Below are 15,056 nucleotides of genomic sequence, written 5' to 3'. Positions count from 1 at the left end.
CAGGTCCAGTGCTGCCCGACGGTTGGCAAGGCTTTCGTCCATGATCGCTCCCTTCGGAGACCGGAGACGTTTGACATTGCAAGGATCGACCATGGCCGCCGCGAACGAGACACATTTCAGAAATCACAGTTGCAGCGGCATCACCACCCTGCCGTGAGGACCCGGTACTACCGTCTCCTGGCCTGGAGCTCAGCCCACGAGGAGCTGGTGGCCGTTGTGGAGCCGCACGAATGGTCCGTCCGGGCGGAAGGCGTCCGAGATCCGGATCGCGTAGACAGGGTGGGTGAGGCGCAATGCATCGGTGAACGGCAACCACATCACCTCGGGCGTTTCCGCGCTCGGCACCAGCGCAGCACCAGCCAGCGCGGCACAGCGGAAGACCAGCGACAACACACCGGTCCGCATGTTCTTGTAGACGCCGGTCAAATGGCCGGAGTCGATCGGGATTCCGGTCTCCTCCCACACCTCACGGCGCAATCCGTCACATGGAGCTTCGTCCCGCTCCAGCACCCCGCCCGGGGTTGCCAGCCGTCCATTGTCACCCCGCTTGATCACCAGCACACGCTGGTGATCGTCGACCACCACTCCACCCACGCTTACGGAGTGCATCGCCATGGGAGGTGAACCGTCGCAGTCAGGCGTTCGGCTCATAGGTCCACTCGTAAATCAATCGCCACTGAGACCCGGCGAGCACGTTGATGGTCGCCTCGATCGGACGATCATTCTGGCCCCATGTGGTACGCACGATGGAGAACACCGGTTGCCCTTCGGCCAACTGGAGGAAAGCCACTTCTTCCGCTCTGGCACGCCGTATCTCTACCTCTTCGGTGAAGCGCGCCGGGCGGAAGCCCCGGGCTGCGAGGCGTTGATACATCCCTGTGGGACCGGTGTCGGGCTCGGCGATGCTGACGTCGCCTGCAACGGCCATCGGGATGTAGGACGTAGCGATCTGAACCGGTGTGCCGGAGGCGAACATGTGGCGGCGACGCAGGAGCACCTGATCATTTTCGTTGAGCTGAAGGTAGTCCGCGATCTCTTCAGGCACCGCCGTGACAGCAACCTTGGCCAAAGTCGTGCTCGGCTCGAGGCCCAGCCGTTGCATCTCGGATGCGAAGATGCCGCCGCCCTGGCTGCCCGCCCGTGGAATGCGGCGCACCCGCTTGGCGGTCGGGGTCTCCTCAACGATCGTTCGACGGCCCTGTTCGGTTCGGACCAGCCCCTCGACACGCAGCACCCCGATCGCCTTACTGATCGTGGTCTGGTTGAGCCCGTACTGGCGGGCGAGCTCTGGCTGGCTCGGCAGTTCAGAGCCTGGCGCATAGTCCCCCCGGCGGATCGCATCCCGAAGCTGGCTCGCTACCTGCTGATAGCGAGCCACCGGCGGTTCGATCGTCATCGCACTCCGGACCTGGGAGTTCTGGCTTCTGTCATAGGCGAACCTACCCGCCAGGTCGATCGAGACCACGCCGTGACGGCAGGCGGGTCGATGCTCTCCGGCTCCCGACACGCAAGAGATCTCACTTTAGGTCTTGACACATATGTCTTATGCCATAAGTCTGTGAGTCACGGTTACAAGCCGCTCCGGCAGCCATGAGTACCAGCCCGAAATGGAGTCAATTCGATCATGCGGACCTTCTGTGACAGCGATCGGCTACGGGAGAAGCAGCCCTACCCGGGGCCGCTGGAGTGCTTCGACGAGGCTTCCGGCACCGCCTGGGTAGGTCGCCACACCAACGGTGACCCTGCTCCCTGGGACCTCTACCGGGCCAACTGGGGGGCCTGTGGTGGAGTCGTGACCGGCGACACCGCCAGCGGCAAGTCCCACATCCTCGAAGGACTCGCCTACACCGCCTCGTCCGCCGGCCAGGTCAGCGTGTGGGTCGGCGATCCGGACGGCGGCATTTCCCTACCGGGAGCGGTCGCCGTTACCCACTGGGCGGCCACCGACACGAGCGAGATCCTGCAGATGCTGCGGGCCGCGGACACGGCGGTGTCGACCCGGTTCATGACCAACGCCCTCCGTCACCGGAGACTGCACATGATCACAGCGGACGAGCCGATGATTCTCCTGATCATCGACGAGTGTCAGCGGGTGTTCGAGCCCAGGAGCGAAGCCACCGCGCTGGCGACCCGGATCGCCGCCCAAGGCCGCAAGGCCGGTGTGGCGATCATTGCCGCATCCACGTCCGTGGCGCTGCGCTCGTTCGGCAACGAGGTCGCGCTGCGCTCCGGTCTGCTGGCGGGCAACGCGGCGGTGCTCAGCACCAGGGATCCCATCCACCGCGACCTGCTGGCCGATCAGAACATCATCCCAGCCGACGAGCTGCTCCGGCTTCCCGGTGTGGGCTACCTGGCGGGGCGGCCAGCACCGTTTCGCGCCTGGGGCCTCGACAACGCCAGGCCGCCGGTGGACACCGCACGCGACACCCCGCCCGAGCCTGCCGTCGCGAACGCCCTCGGCGACGCCTACGCCGGGCGGGCGCACCGTCGGCAGGACAACCTCACCACGACCCGCCGCCAGCTCGCCGCATTCCAGGGGCGCACCTGAACCCACGTACACACCGCGGGCGGCACGAAACGGTTCCGAACAACCACGGAAACCAAAAAGTCGGGTCGGACGGTTCCGATGGGACCCCCCGGATTCACACTACGTGGTGTCGCGGGGTCTACGCCCTGACATCCCACGGCCACCGACGAGACAACCACCTCTGACAGGAAACGGGGTTCCGACGGGCTGCCACCCACCGGAACCCCAGAGCATCGGATCTTGAAGGGATCTCATCGATGCAGATCAAGGCTAGCGCGCGCTCAGACGAGTGCGCGACTGCGCGCGCCGACAACCTCGCCGACGCCACCGCCCGAGAGATCGAGCGGCTCGCCCGGGAACTGCTACGCCGCGGCGGTGAGAAGTGAACCGCCCCCACCGACCCGACGACGTCCTGTACCCACCAGGCCAGGTCGTGACGCCGCTACTGCTCGCGACCCGGGCCTCTGACCTGGGCCTGGACATCGCGGTGCGCCACGCCAGCGGCCAGCGGATCGACACCGACGAGGTGCTGGAACTGCTGGCCACCGAAGTCGCGTTGGCCCGCGCCGCCCGGTACGGACTGCAAACCACCGTCCTGCGTGCCCTGCGCGCCGGCGCGGGCTGGCGGCAGATCGGCGCGGCGACCGAGACGACCGCAGCCCAGGCGAAGGCCGCCTTCCTCACCTGGGTCGACGAGCAGCGCCACCACCTCCCGGACACGTTCACCGACCACGACGCCGACCACGCCCGCCGCCTCGCCGAGGAGGCGAACCGATGACCGGCCCGTTCGACGACCGGGACGAGGCGGCCGCCGCCGGCGACACTCTCGCCGACAGCCACCCCGACACCCGCATGCACGGGGTGATCGAGCTCGTCGACGTCACCACCGCCGACCTGCTCCTGGCCCTGACCGGCGACCTCCGCGCCACCGACGGTGCGGCATGAGCGTGGACTGGCGGCAGCGGGCGGCCTGCCGGAATACGAACCCGGACCTGTTCTTCCCCGCCGGCACCTCCGGAGACACCGTGGAACGTCAGGTTGCGGCGGCCAAGGCGCTGTGCGCCCGGTGCCCGGTCCGATGTGCCTGCCTGGGCTGGGCGCTGGACACCGGGCAGGACGCCGGCATCTGGGGCGGTCTGGACGAAGACGAACGTCGGACGCTGCGGCGCACGGCCCGTACCCCGGTGCGCACGTCATGACGGCCCCGGTGATGGCCCGCCCGGCGGGCTCGGTGGAGTTGGCGCGGGCGCTGGCCGATGTGCGTCACCTCTCGGCGCGGGAGTGGACGGCAGCGCGGGACTACGCGGATGCGGTGGCCGCCGAGGGTGATGCACTGGTCGCCTACGCGTTCACGATCGCCGACGGCGCCGCTGAGGACGAGGTCCGCGCCGCCCGCGAGGTGCTCGCGCACACGCTGGGCCGCCGCGATGACGCCGGCCGACGACTCGGCTTGAACGGCCAGTCGCCCGAGGCGATCCGGGTGGTGCGGGAGCTGCTCGACGCGGCCCGCGCTGCTCGAGTCGGCTCAACGGAAACACAAATTCGGGTGGGGCGGTTCCGCTCGGACCCCATGGATTCACACAGCGGGGGTGTGGCGGGGTTTAGGCCCTGACACCCCACGACCACCGACGAGATGACTGCCCCTGAGGAGAAACGGGGTTCCGGCGGGCTGCCACCCACCGGAACCCCAGAGCATCGGATCTTGAAGGGATCTCATCGATGCAGATCAAGGCTAGCGCGCCCTCCACTAAGGACCCGAGTTCACCGCACCCGTTGATGACGGTGCGGGAAGCGGCGCAAGCGCTTCGGGTCAGCGAAATGACCGTTCGCCGGGCGATCCACGACCGGGCGATCCACGACCGGGCGATGCCCGCTGTGGTGGTCGGCCGCGCCTACCGCGTCCCCCGCACGTTCATCACCCGGCTACTCGACGTGGCCGACGGCGGTCTGACCGCCGTCGCCGCGGAGCTGGCCCCCGCGCCTGCGGGAGGTGCCGCGTGAACCGCGTGCAGGCGACAACCCGGCTGTCGTTGCCGATCCCCGTACCCGGATCCGGTGGAGACGCCGGTAGCCGCCTGGCTGGGCAGGCCGCCGTGCTGCGTACTGCGGCTGCCCTGGTCGAGCGCCTCGCGGAGGCGGACCCCGACGCCCACGTCTACCTCAACGTCACCCCGTGGACGAATGCGCCGATCGCAGTGCAACCCAGCAGCCCGGTCGGCCGGGAGCTGACTGAACAGGACAAGCAGCTCATCCAGATCACCTTGATGGAGGTTCTCGCGGGGCTGCTCGATGCCCAGCTGATCGTTACGCCCCAGCCGGAGGAGGGCAAGCTGTGGCTGGCTTGTACCGGCAGCTTCCTCGGCCAGTCTGTCCACGCCTTCGCCCACGTACGCGACGACCCCGACCTGGTGGAAGCGGCGAACCGGCTGGCCGCGGTTGGCGACGACCCCGGCCACGACGGTGACACCTCCGCCGGCACACCGGTGGTGGCGTGGCCGGAGGCTGCGGGATGAGGCGCCGGACGCTGTCCGGGCCGCTGCTCCTGGCGCTGGTCCTGGTGGCCGGGGTGTGGGCGGCCGGTGCGGTGTGGTCGTTCAAGGAGCAGAGCGAGTTCGCGCACCGTCTCGGATTCACGATCGACTGGCTGCTGCCCGCGGTCGCCGACGGTCTGCCGGTCGCGATGGGAGCGGTGGCGTTCTCGGCGGCGGTCGATGGCCGTCCGGCGACCGCCGCCCGGCTGGGTACCGCGCTTGCGGTCGGCGGATCGGTGGCGTCGAACGGGTTGAACGCGTGGAGCCGCACCGGCGGTGATCTGAAGACCGTCATCGTGGCCTGCGCGGTGCCCACGCTCGCCGGGATCGCGTTCGAGGTGCTCCTCGGTGAGCTGCGCAAGCAGGTGCTGAGCGCTCGCGGGGAGATCTCGCGCCGCACCCGGCTGGAACCGGTGCCGCCGCTGCGTCCGATCCGGGTGCTGTTGGACCCGGTCCGTGAGATCGGCCAGTGGCGCCGGCACGTCCTCGCGGTGACCGACCCGGCCGCGGACTCGACATCGCGGGCCGCGCTGTCCCGGCTGGCCGACGCGGTCGCGGAGATCGGGGCGCAGCGGGAGGCGCCGGCCGATGACGAACCACGGGAGACGTTCGAGGCGCCGGTGTGGCCGACCCCGGCTCTCACCACCTCCGTCCCGAGGAAGACGTCTCGCCCGGTGGGGAGCGAGACGACCCGGACCGAGACGCCGGCTCTCACCGCTCCCGTTCCGAGCGAGACGTCTCACCCGGCACCGAGCGAGAGATCTCGCTCTTCGCGGTCGCAACGGAGCGAGATGCGGGCGTGGGCCGCAAGCCAGCTCGACGCGGGGGTCCCCATCACGGGCGCCGATCTGGACCGCCAGTTCGGGACACGGACGGTTGGCCGGGTGGTCCTGCGGGAACTGCGGGCCGCCCAGGCGCAGCAGCAGGAGGCCGCGGCTGTGCCCGCCCTGGCCGGGGTGGGGGTGTCCGGTGCCTAGCCCGACGGCAACGGATCGGCGCACGGCCGGCGACGGCCGGATCGCCACCCGTCAACAGCGCCGGCAGCGGATGTTCGTGACCCGGTTGGGAAGGGCCCACCGGCCGACGGACCGCCTCGGTGTCGCGGTCGATTACCTGCGCGGCGCCCTGGCCGACGCCCCGGCCGTTCACGCGGACCGGGAGGTCGACGCTCTCGTCCGGCAGATCACCGAGGTGGTCGCACGGCTCCACGGGAGGCCGCGATGAGCACGAGGAGTGACCGTCCACTCGACTGTCCAGTGGACGGTGGAGAGCGGGCGACGGCCCCCCGGATCGAGGGCCACCGCGCGTGCCGACGCGCGCGCACGCGCATGCGCGAGACCTCGGCGAGTCTAACCGGCCGGCGGCCGGTGACCGCCGGTGAGCGCCGGGGCGGGGGGTGGACGCGGTGAGCGTCACCGCACTGTGCCCCGACTGTCAGGTTCCGATCGGCACGGCCCACGACGACGACTGCGACCGGGCGATCTGTCTGCTGACCGGCGGGCAGCGGCTGATCTGCGCCGACGGCGAACACGACGACGAACCTGACGGCGACTGCGGTCGTGACGTGTGGACCGGGCACGCAGGCCCGGATCGGACCCCGCCCGGCGCAGCGGGAGAGCAGGAGCTGACGGTGGCCGGCGAGGAAGCGACGACCGTGCCCGGCGCGGATCTGCTCAAGGCCCCGCGGATCGACCCCGTTCCCGCCGGCGAGACCGCACTGGTCGACCAGACGCCGACCGAGACGCGGAGCCGGGTTGCCCGCCGGGTGTGGGAGGTGGCGATCGGCCAGTGGCCGTCGGTGTGGTCGGCGCCGCCCACGGAACTGGCGGCGCTGGTCCGCTACGCCGCCGCCGGGCAGTGGTGCGCCCCGGACGCGACAACGTGGCGACGGCTGGGACAGGCCTACTGCGTGCTGCTCGCGATCCCGGTGAGCGTGGCGCTGTACGTGGCGGCATGGCTGGTGCAGCGCCCGGGCCGTCTCGTCGCGGCCGCGGTGCTCGCCACGATCGTCTGGCTCGTGCTGTGACCGGCCTGGCCGCCCACGGCGGCTGGTCAGTGGTCGTGCTGGCCGGTGGGGTGGTCCTCGCGGTGTGGCTGCGCCGGCTGGTGCTCGCCGCGGTCCTCGCGGCGGCGCTGGTGGTGGTCGCCGGGCTGGTCCCGGTCCTGCGCCCCGGTTCGCCGGCGGGTGGGCCGCTGGCGGCGGGCGCCCCGGTCCCGGCCGCCTACCGGCCGTGGATCGTGCGGGCCGGCTCACAGTGCCCGGACATCACCCCGGCGCTGCTCGCCGCCCAGTTGGCGCAGGAGTCCGGGTTCAACCCGGCCGCCCGCTCGGCGGTCGGGGCGATGGGGATCGCCCAGTTCATGCCCGACACCTGGCCGAGCTGGGCCATGGACGCCGACGGGGACGGAGTCGCGTCCGCGTGGTCACCACCGGATGCGATCACCGCGCAGGGCCGGTTCATGTGCGCGCTGGCCGCCGCGGCCCGCGCCGGGCGGAACGCCGGCCGGATCCGCGGGGACGTGCCCGCCCTCGCGCTGGCCGGCTACAACGCCGGGCCCGGTGCCGTGCAGGCCGCCGGCGGCATCCCCGCGATCAGCGAAACCCGCACCTACGTCAGCCGGATCACCGCGTTGACCGCCGTCTACGCCGACCCCTCCCACCTGTGAACCCGTGGAGACCCTCATGACCATTTTGTCGCTGGCGCCGGTCACCGCCGACGTGCTCGGTCTGCCCACTCCCGCCGCGGTGTCCGCCGCGATCCCCCTGTTCGTGATCGGTCTGCTGCTGTGGCGTCGGGTCCTGCCCCGGGTGGCAGCGATCCTGGCCCTGCTCGCCGGGGCCGCGTTGACCCGCGGCTGGCTCTACATCGTGATCCACACGGTGCTCGACACCACCACCACCGTGATCAACGCGGTGACCCGGACCGCGATGGGCGGCATCGTTCCCGGCGCGCTGGCGATCGTCATGGCGATCTACTACGTGCTCCAGGTCCGGGTGGACGCCGAAACCGTCAACCGGCTGCTCGACGCCCGAACGCGGGGGGTCCGTGGGCTGCGCCCGTCCGCCGCTGGTGGTCCGGGCCGGGGCGGGTTGGCCCTGACCAGCGGACGGCCCCGGCCGCGATGGCCCCGCATGGTCGGCGCCCTGCTGGTCGGCCTGGCGTTGCCGAGCGTGGTGGCCACGATTCCGGGCACGGTCGGCGCCCTGGCGGTGTCCTCGGTGAACGTCGTCGGGGGGCTGATGGCCGCCGGGCTCGACCACACCATCGGGATCCGGTGACCCGGTGGAGATGATCCTCATCTGGTGTCTGGCGTACGCGATCATGCGCAGCCTGCAGGACACCGTGGTCAACACCACCAGCCTGCTCAAGGGCCGGCCGGTCACCCCGCGCGGGCGACGTGCCGCCACCGAAAACCCGGACGCGGCCACCCGCCCGTCCTACACCGGGCGGACCGCGGGCGCCGTCGGCGGCCTGATCCGCGAGTCGTTCCTGGACGGCTGGCGGTTCGGCTGGCGGTGGGGCCGGCAGTCCTACCGACGCCGGGCCGGCCGGTGGCAGTCCTGGCGGCCTTGGCAGGAACCGCCGCCGGCGCCGTCCGCCGGCCCTACCGCCGACGGGCGTGGCCAGGACCCGCCCAGCCCCGGGCCGGGGCCGGGGCCGGGCGACCCCGGCCAGCAGGCCCCCACCGTCGACCCTGTCGATCCGGCCGAGCCCGTCGACCCCGAGGTGGTGACCGATCCACCGGATCATGTCGCCTACGACGACGACATGATCGAGGGCACGCCGCTGTGCTGGAGCGACCTGGAACCCGACGAACAGGTCGCGGTCGCCGCCGCCGCCGGCGACCAGTGGGGCCAGCGGTGGACCGCGCTGACCGTCGACCAACGCGCAGCCACGGTCCGCGACTGGATCAACCAGGTGTACGGCGCCCGGCTGACCAGCACCGACGTGTTCACCGCCCAGGCCCGCCGCGACGACCCGACGTGGTTGTCCGGCCCCCTCGACCCCGGACCCGCCCGCGCGGATCCGGTGTACGACCCGGCCACAGCCGGGATCGATCCCACCACCCTCGAAGGAGACCTCATGGCCATCACCTCCGGTGAGACCACCAACATCGCCAACGCCCGGGCCTACTACCAGTCCCTGGAAGGGCACGCGATCACCGACATCGCCAGCCAGATCGAGTTGAGCCGGTCGTACCTGACCGCCGCTGAAATGAGCGACCAGGCGGTACTCGGCGCGATCACTGCCGCCGACGAGGTGGCCCGCACGCTCGCGACCGCCGCCGCCGCCGTCCTCACCGCGCTTGACGCACACCGGCTCATGGAGGAGGCGGTGGCCAGCACGCCGGGTGCGGCCAACACGACCTTCTACCGGCAGGGCTGACCGTTCCCGTCGGACCTGGCCCGCGCGGGCCGGGTCCGTGCGGGCCGGGTCCGTGCGGTGACCGCCAGACCCATCCCACTCGCGGCCTGTCACAGACGACAGTAAGGAGGAGACCTGCATGGCACCGACCCGAGCTGAGATCGCCCGGCTGCTCGCCGCCGCCGAGCAGGCCGCCACCGAACCGGCCGACCACGCGCCACTCCCGCCCGCACGACACGCCAGCCCGCCGGCCCGCGACCACCGGAACTATGACCGGCTCCGCGGCACCTACCGGACGCTGCGCGGGTGGCCGCTGCGACACCAGGCCGCCCCGCTCGTGCTGCTGGGAACGCTGTGGACGGCCGGGGCGATCGCCGCCGCGGCCCCCGGCACCATCGGGCCGATCATGCTGGGTGCGACGGTGACGGCCACCGCCGGCTGGCTGGTCCGCCGCCGCCGGCACAGCACGCCCCGCGCGCTCGGCGAGGCCAGGCGGCGGACGGTACGGACCACGCTCGCCGCCGGCGGCTGGCTGCTGCTGGCCGCCTCCCAGGGTGCGTGGGGCTGGCCGGTCGCGGTCCTGTGGATCGGTGGCTACGCCCTGGCCGCGCCGTGGTGGTACCGCCATCGCATCCCCGTGCCCCCACCGGTCCGCGAACCCGCGGCTCTGCCCCCGCCCGCACCGGTCTGTGAGGTCACCGAACCCGAACCGGAGATTCCCCAGTTGTGGGCGCAGCGCGTCGGCGCGACCAACCGGGTCCTGGCCGGGAGTTACCTGACCGCCCCCCACATGATCGGCCCGGCGGCGGCGTGGATCGCCCAGCTCAACCCCGGGGTGCACACCACGCAGACCGCGATCGCCGCCGCACCCCTCATCGCCAGCGCGCTCGGCCTCGACATCGACCAGGTCACCGTCGACCGGCCGCCCGGCGGCGGCGCCGACCGTGCCCTGATCCTGGTCGTCGACCGGGCGAACAACCCCCTCCAACGGATCAACCATCATCCCGGACCGGACAAGGTCTACGACCCCACGACCGGCTATGCCGACATCGGTATCCACGCCGACGAAACCCCGGCCCGCTGGGCGTTCTACGTGCCCGGCTGGGGCCTGGCCGGCGGGGCGATCATCGGGGGCATCGGGTCCGGCAAAAGCACCCTGATCACAAATCTGGCGACCATCGCCGGGTACAGCCGGGTCCTCTCGCCGTGGGCCGGGGACCCCCAGGGCGGCCAGTCCATGCCCGCGGTCATCCGCCGCGCGACCTGGCCGGCCCGCGACCTCGACGAGATCCTGCTCCAGCTCCGCGCCGCGGCGAAGGCCATCGACATCCGCGGCGCGCTCAACGGGCTGCGCGGCGTCGACCTGCACATTCCGACCCCGGCCGAGCCCGGGATCCTGCTGTTCCTCGACGAGATCCACAAAATTTTCGTCCGCGGCTCGGAGCATGCCGCGCTCGGCTCGTTGATTGCCCGGGAGGGCCGCAAGGCCGCTGTGGCGATCGTCGGTGCCGACCAGTACCCCGGCCTGCCGACGTTCGGGGACGACGAGGCGCTGCGCAGCAGCATGTTCGCCAAAAACCTGGCCGTGCTACGGACGTCGAGCAACGTCGCGAAGGGTCTGATCCCCGGACTCGACCTGAACCCCAAAGACCTGCCCGACCGGTGGCCTGATGGCTCGCCCACCTCCGGGCTGGGCTACCTGGTCGGCCAGCGGACCGCCCCCTGGCGCGGCTGGTACACCCCGAACGCCGACACCTGGATGGCCGCGGCACCCCACGTCGAGCTCGACCGGGTGACCGCCAACTTCATCGGCCCCGACTACGTCGACCGGGCCGCCCGCGCCGCCGCCGCCCGCGCCAGCCAAGCCCAGCGCATCGCCGCACTCGACCCCGACGCGCTCACCGCGCTGCTGGCCGCCGACCCCAGCCTGGCGGCCGCTCTCCGCAGTCACCGGTCCGCCGGCACATCGACCCCGGCTACCCCGCCCGCCACGACCGGTAGTGGCTGGACACCGCAGCGCACCACCACCGGCGGCGTCGTGCTCACCCTCGCCGCCGCCCCCAAGTTCGGCCCACCCCCGCCCTTCACGCCCCCGGCGGACGGGCTCCGCCCGGCGGTCCTGAACACCCCCGCCGGTACCCGCATCCACCAGCTCGTCACGCAGGGGGTCACCCGCCCCAAAGACCTCGCTGCTCAGGCCGGAGTCAGCACGTCCCGCGTTCACACGGTCCTCGCCGACCTCGCCGCGGCCGGCCTGGTCACCAACATCCGCTACGGCGAATGGATCCCCACCCCGACATCCATCACCGCCGTGAACTGACCCCAAACGATCTAGAAAGGACTGATCATGACCAAGCAACAAAAGATCGTCATCCAACGGCAAGACGGACAGCGCTCCGAGATCTCAATGAACAGCGACTTGTGCCCGACCGAGTGCCAGAGGCGCGGTATCTGCCCGACGTGTGGCGGTCTCGGGTCCCTGGGCTTCGTCGGGATCACGCGGCCGGTTGAAGGTCGCGTTCCCTGTCCGGACTGCTGATCGCGCCTCCGGCGCGGCGTCCACGCCTGGCAGCACCGCCGCCGCGCCGGGGCCACCCCACCCCGCATCACACGAGAGGAGCAGCACCATCATGCCCACGTTGCATGCCGCACTGACCCGGATGCGCGGGAACGCGCTGCTGGTCGCGTTGGCCGCGGCTGCCGTCGCGGTCCTGGCCGATGAGGCCGCCGATGCCCTCACCGCCCGTTCGGCCGGTGGCGCCCGATGAACACCCGGACAACCAACGAATCAGCCAACGCTCTGGCCGAGCTGTTCGACGCATTGCGGGTCGAACAGGCCCGCGGCTGCCCCGAACAGCGCCCCACCCCGGCCAGCCCGTCCCAGGCCGTCGCAGCACGGCTGTGGTCGGAGCCGGACAGCCCGACGGTGTGCGCGGAACGCCGCCAGCTGCTCCAGGCGGCAGTAGCCGCCGCCGATCCCTATCCCCATCTGCGGCTGGTCGACGACCGGCCCGACACCCTCCAGGACATCGCATGACCGCACCGACTATTACCCCGACGGGCCGGGCTACCCGGGTCGCCAGGCTTCTCGCCGACGCCCCCGCAGAGCTGGCCGCCCGCGGCTGGCACCGCGGCGACCATGTCGAGGAGGCCACCGGCGCGGTGGACCTGTCCGGCGCGCTCCGCCTGGCCGCCGGCGTCCACCCCTACGACCTGCCCGACGACCCCGCGGCCTTGCAGGCACTGTGCGACGCCGAGGACGAACTCACCTTCGAACTCGGCGGCAACCCAACCAGCATCGACGCCGGCGAATACCTCGCGGCCTGGAACGACCATCCCGCCCGCACCGCGGCCGACGTCTTGGATCTCCTCGAACGGACCCACAGAGCGATCACCGCGGCAACTCCGGGATCGATGACCCCGGCCGAAACCCGGCTCTCCGAAGCCTCGTTTTCCCGGTCGATTACAGCGGAACCCGGCCGATGAGCGGCATGTCCGTCTATCGCGTCGCGGTCATCGTGTTCGCCGACGTCCCCGGCAGAGACGCCCACGACGCCGCGAACCGGCTGGTCGCCGCCGTCGGCGACACCCTCGGCGACCGGCTACCCACACCGCACCGCGGCCGGCCGAGCGCCTATCCCGACACCGAGATCCTCGAGGTGATCGACCTGACCACCGCCGCCCGCAACGGCTACCTGACCATCGCGCCCGCGCCCCGATTCCCGCACGAATAACCCCGGACGGCCGGCGGAGCCGTCCACAACCCACGGAGGAACCCATGACCAGGACAGACACCACGCCGAGGGACCGGTTCCACGCCGTCGTCGCCACCGCCCGCAGCCTGTCGCAGGCACAGATCGACGACCTGGACCGGGAGGCCGATCGCATCTGGACCCCGCAGACCGAACAAGCAACCAAACGGGCCTATACGGCGATGTCACGCGCAGACGGACTCACCGACGAGTCGATCTGGCGCGACGTCGACGAGATGTGCGACATCGCCGGAGCCGCAGCGGACACGGCCATCGCCGTCCTGGCCAAAGACCTGATCAGCACTGAGGACTGCCAAGTACTGATCGCCGGCTGGATCGCCGCCCGCCTGCCGCTCCCGCCCGCCGACCAGCCAGGCACCGGAGACGGCCGTGACTGACCACGGCGGGACCGGCTGGCGCCAGCGGCTGCGCACGATCCCCACCCGTCACCAGCCGGACTGCCCACCCCGGCCGCAACCGGTCCCGGACGCGCCGGCGCTGCCCGCCGGCCTGCCGGGCTGGGAGCAGATGACGCCGCTGGACCAGGGCGCGGCACTGGCGCACCTGTGCCATGAGCACCAGAGACGGTCCGACCCGATGCTGCACCCGGCACCGCTGTACTACCTCGACCACCCGGCGCTGCGGGCGTTGGACCCCCACGATGCCGCCGCGCACGCCCGCCAGGTCGCCGGCTCCTGGAAGACAGCCGCCCGACGCATCGACGGCGACGTGCTCTACCGGCTCATGGAATACGCCGAACACGTGGAGACCGGCTGCCCCCTCTACCAACCCGACCCGAACCGCCCCTACCAGCCCTGATCACACCCCGGCGCGGCGTCCACGCCGGCCAGCAATGCCGCCGCGCCGGGATCACCCTCCACCAACCCGAAGGAGAGCAACCCTCATGATGCCCACCGCGACCGGGGACCAGAACCCCGTCAACGCCAACACCTGCCCCGTCCACGGCCCCTACCACGGGCTGATCTGCACCCGCTGCGTCACCTCCCTGCCCACCACGCGACAGTCCGCATGAGCACGACGACAACAATCGAGTGGACCCGCGGGGACGACGGGACCGCGGGCGCCACCTGGAACCCGGTCACCGGCTGCACCCCCGTATCCGAAGGATGCGATCGCTGCTACGCCGCCGGGATCGCCCGCCGGTTCGCCGGCACCCCGGCGTTCCCCCACGGGTTCACCGTCACGCTGCACCCGCAGCGGCTCGACGCCCCGCTGCACTGGCGCCGCCCCCGACGGGTGTTCGTCAACTCCATGTCCGACCTGTTCCACGACCAGGTACCCGACGCGTTCATCGTCGAGGTGTTCGCCCGGATGTGGTGGGCGCCGGCGCACACCTTCCAGCTGCTGACCAAACGGCCCGGCCGGGCCCGGTCCCTGCTTCCCCGCATCGGCGAGCAGCTCCACACCCGGGCCGCCGATCTGGCCCTGGTCGACGACCCGACCCCGCTGACCTGGCCGTTGCCGAACGTGTGGCTCGGGGTCAGCGTGGAGAACCAGCGCTGGGCCGACAGTCGCATCCCGGTGCTGCTCGACACCGCCGCCGCACTCCACTGGGTCTCCGCGGAACCGATCCTCGGCCCGCTGAACCTGACCGGATGGCTCATCCCGCCGGCCCGGTTGTGCGGGTCGGTGACCCCGGCTGACCTGCGCGCGCTCCGCGGGTTCGCCGCCGAGCGGGCCGGATGGCACGGCCTGGACTGGGTAGTCCTCGGCGGCGAGTCCGGACCCGGCGCCCGGCGTATGCAACCCCAGTGGGCGAGCAGTCTGATCACCGGCTGCCAGACGGTCGAGGTGCCGGTGTTCGTCAAACAACTCGGCACTGTCTCTTATACACATCTCCGAGCCCACGAGACGCTCA

24 protein-coding genes are annotated in these 15,056 nt (G+C 71.5%); 22 read left to right on the top strand and 2 right to left on the bottom strand.

Annotated elements, in window-relative coordinates; all coding sequences use genetic code 11:
- Positions 1-189 precede the first annotated feature (189 nt).
- Together U9983_RS21515 and U9983_RS21510 are read right to left on the bottom strand one after the other, a co-directional pair.
- The gene (locus U9983_RS21515; RefSeq protein WP_322755756.1) at positions 190-615 is read right to left on the bottom strand and encodes an NUDIX hydrolase; all 426 of its coding nucleotides are present in this window, start codon (positions 613-615) and stop codon (positions 190-192) included.
- A gap of 19 nt (positions 616-634) precedes the next feature.
- Positions 635-1,396, bottom strand: coding sequence for a GntR family transcriptional regulator (locus U9983_RS21510; protein ID WP_322755755.1), 762 nt, complete (start codon positions 1,394-1,396; stop codon positions 635-637).
- A 228-nt stretch (positions 1,397-1,624) separates the two neighbouring features.
- Here U9983_RS21510 and U9983_RS21505 point away from each other — a divergent pair, with 228 nt between their 5' ends.
- The 22 genes from U9983_RS21505 (at position 1,625) to U9983_RS21400 (ending at position 14,210) form a co-directional block, all read left to right on the top strand.
- Positions 1,625-2,548 carry a hypothetical protein gene (locus U9983_RS21505; RefSeq protein WP_322755754.1) on the top strand — a complete coding sequence of 308 codons (924 nt, stop codon included), beginning with the start codon at positions 1,625-1,627 and terminating at the stop codon, positions 2,546-2,548.
- Between the two features lie 236 nt (positions 2,549-2,784).
- Positions 2,785-2,913, top strand: coding sequence for a hypothetical protein (locus U9983_RS21500; RefSeq protein WP_322755753.1), 129 nt, complete (start codon positions 2,785-2,787; stop codon positions 2,911-2,913).
- Entirely contained in the window at positions 2,910-3,305 is a 396-nt protein-coding gene (locus tag U9983_RS21495; RefSeq protein WP_322755752.1) for a hypothetical protein, read from the top strand. The genes U9983_RS21500 and U9983_RS21495 overlap by 4 nt, the downstream gene beginning before the upstream one ends.
- A complete protein-coding gene (locus tag U9983_RS21490) occupies positions 3,302-3,472 on the top strand; it encodes a hypothetical protein (RefSeq protein ID WP_322755751.1) in 171 nt (56 codons plus the stop codon). The genes U9983_RS21495 and U9983_RS21490 overlap by 4 nt, the downstream gene beginning before the upstream one ends.
- 2 nt (positions 3,473-3,474) lie before the next feature.
- On the top strand, positions 3,475-3,726 hold the full coding sequence (locus U9983_RS21485) for a WhiB family transcriptional regulator (protein ID WP_322755757.1): 252 nt from the start codon (positions 3,475-3,477) through the stop codon (positions 3,724-3,726).
- Positions 3,723-4,139, top strand: coding sequence for a hypothetical protein (locus U9983_RS21480; protein ID WP_322755750.1), 417 nt, complete (start codon positions 3,723-3,725; stop codon positions 4,137-4,139). The genes U9983_RS21485 and U9983_RS21480 overlap by 4 nt, the downstream gene beginning before the upstream one ends.
- Before the next feature lie 107 nt (positions 4,140-4,246).
- Positions 4,247-4,528: an excisionase family DNA-binding protein gene (locus tag U9983_RS21475; RefSeq protein ID WP_322755749.1), complete on the top strand. Its 282-nt coding sequence runs from the start codon at positions 4,247-4,249 to the stop codon at positions 4,526-4,528.
- Positions 4,525-5,040 carry a hypothetical protein gene (locus U9983_RS21470; protein ID WP_322755748.1) on the top strand — a complete coding sequence of 172 codons (516 nt, stop codon included), beginning with the start codon at positions 4,525-4,527 and terminating at the stop codon, positions 5,038-5,040. Before U9983_RS21475 ends, U9983_RS21470 begins: the two co-directional genes overlap by 4 nt.
- On the top strand, positions 5,037-6,035 hold the full coding sequence (locus tag U9983_RS21465; RefSeq protein ID WP_322755747.1) for a DUF2637 domain-containing protein: 999 nt from the start codon (positions 5,037-5,039) through the stop codon (positions 6,033-6,035). The genes U9983_RS21470 and U9983_RS21465 overlap by 4 nt, the downstream gene beginning before the upstream one ends.
- The gene (locus U9983_RS21460) at positions 6,028-6,282 is read left to right on the top strand and encodes a hypothetical protein (protein WP_322755746.1); all 255 of its coding nucleotides are present in this window, start codon (positions 6,028-6,030) and stop codon (positions 6,280-6,282) included. Before U9983_RS21465 ends, U9983_RS21460 begins: the two co-directional genes overlap by 8 nt.
- Positions 6,283-6,463: 181 nt before the next feature.
- Positions 6,464-7,084 carry a hypothetical protein gene (locus U9983_RS21455; protein WP_322755745.1) on the top strand — a complete coding sequence of 207 codons (621 nt, stop codon included), beginning with the start codon at positions 6,464-6,466 and terminating at the stop codon, positions 7,082-7,084.
- A complete protein-coding gene (locus tag U9983_RS21450; protein WP_322755744.1) occupies positions 7,081-7,725 on the top strand; it encodes a lytic transglycosylase domain-containing protein in 645 nt (214 codons plus the stop codon). The genes U9983_RS21455 and U9983_RS21450 overlap by 4 nt, the downstream gene beginning before the upstream one ends.
- A 16-nt stretch (positions 7,726-7,741) precedes the next feature.
- Positions 7,742-8,338: a hypothetical protein gene (locus tag U9983_RS21445; RefSeq protein ID WP_322755743.1), complete on the top strand. Its 597-nt coding sequence runs from the start codon at positions 7,742-7,744 to the stop codon at positions 8,336-8,338.
- 4 nt (positions 8,339-8,342) lie between these two features.
- Positions 8,343-9,446, top strand: coding sequence for a hypothetical protein (locus tag U9983_RS21440; RefSeq protein ID WP_322755742.1), 1,104 nt, complete (start codon positions 8,343-8,345; stop codon positions 9,444-9,446).
- A 118-nt stretch (positions 9,447-9,564) separates the two neighbouring features.
- Complete coding sequence (locus U9983_RS21435) at positions 9,565-11,745, top strand: ATP-binding protein (protein ID WP_322755741.1); 2,181 nt, start codon at positions 9,565-9,567, stop codon at positions 11,743-11,745.
- Positions 11,746-12,055: 310 nt separating this feature from the next.
- Positions 12,056-12,193 carry a hypothetical protein gene (locus U9983_RS21430; RefSeq protein WP_322755740.1) on the top strand — a complete coding sequence of 46 codons (138 nt, stop codon included), beginning with the start codon at positions 12,056-12,058 and terminating at the stop codon, positions 12,191-12,193.
- Positions 12,190-12,462 (top strand): hypothetical protein, encoded by a 273-nt coding sequence (locus tag U9983_RS21425; RefSeq protein WP_322755739.1) that lies wholly within the window; start codon positions 12,190-12,192, stop codon positions 12,460-12,462. The genes U9983_RS21430 and U9983_RS21425 overlap by 4 nt, the downstream gene beginning before the upstream one ends.
- Positions 12,459-12,911 (top strand): hypothetical protein, encoded by a 453-nt coding sequence (locus U9983_RS21420; protein WP_322755738.1) that lies wholly within the window; start codon positions 12,459-12,461, stop codon positions 12,909-12,911. The genes U9983_RS21425 and U9983_RS21420 overlap by 4 nt, the downstream gene beginning before the upstream one ends.
- A 5-nt stretch (positions 12,912-12,916) precedes the next feature.
- On the top strand, positions 12,917-13,159 hold the full coding sequence (locus tag U9983_RS21415) for a hypothetical protein (RefSeq protein WP_322755737.1): 243 nt from the start codon (positions 12,917-12,919) through the stop codon (positions 13,157-13,159).
- Between the two features lie 44 nt (positions 13,160-13,203).
- The gene (locus U9983_RS21410) at positions 13,204-13,575 is read left to right on the top strand and encodes a hypothetical protein (protein ID WP_322755736.1); all 372 of its coding nucleotides are present in this window, start codon (positions 13,204-13,206) and stop codon (positions 13,573-13,575) included.
- The gene (locus tag U9983_RS21405; protein ID WP_322755735.1) at positions 13,568-13,996 is read left to right on the top strand and encodes a hypothetical protein; all 429 of its coding nucleotides are present in this window, start codon (positions 13,568-13,570) and stop codon (positions 13,994-13,996) included. Before U9983_RS21410 ends, U9983_RS21405 begins: the two co-directional genes overlap by 8 nt.
- Positions 13,997-14,081: 85 nt before the next feature.
- Complete coding sequence (locus tag U9983_RS21400; protein ID WP_322755734.1) at positions 14,082-14,210, top strand: hypothetical protein; 129 nt, start codon at positions 14,082-14,084, stop codon at positions 14,208-14,210.
- The last annotated feature ends 846 nt before the right edge of the window (positions 14,211-15,056 follow it).

It is taken from the genome of Protofrankia sp. Cas3, from assembly GCF_963555955.1.
Lineage (GTDB): Bacteria > Actinomycetota > Actinomycetes > Frankiales > Frankiaceae > Protofrankia.
The sequence above is the reverse complement of the archived record's forward strand: the minus strand, read 5'-3'. Positions and strand labels throughout refer to the sequence as shown.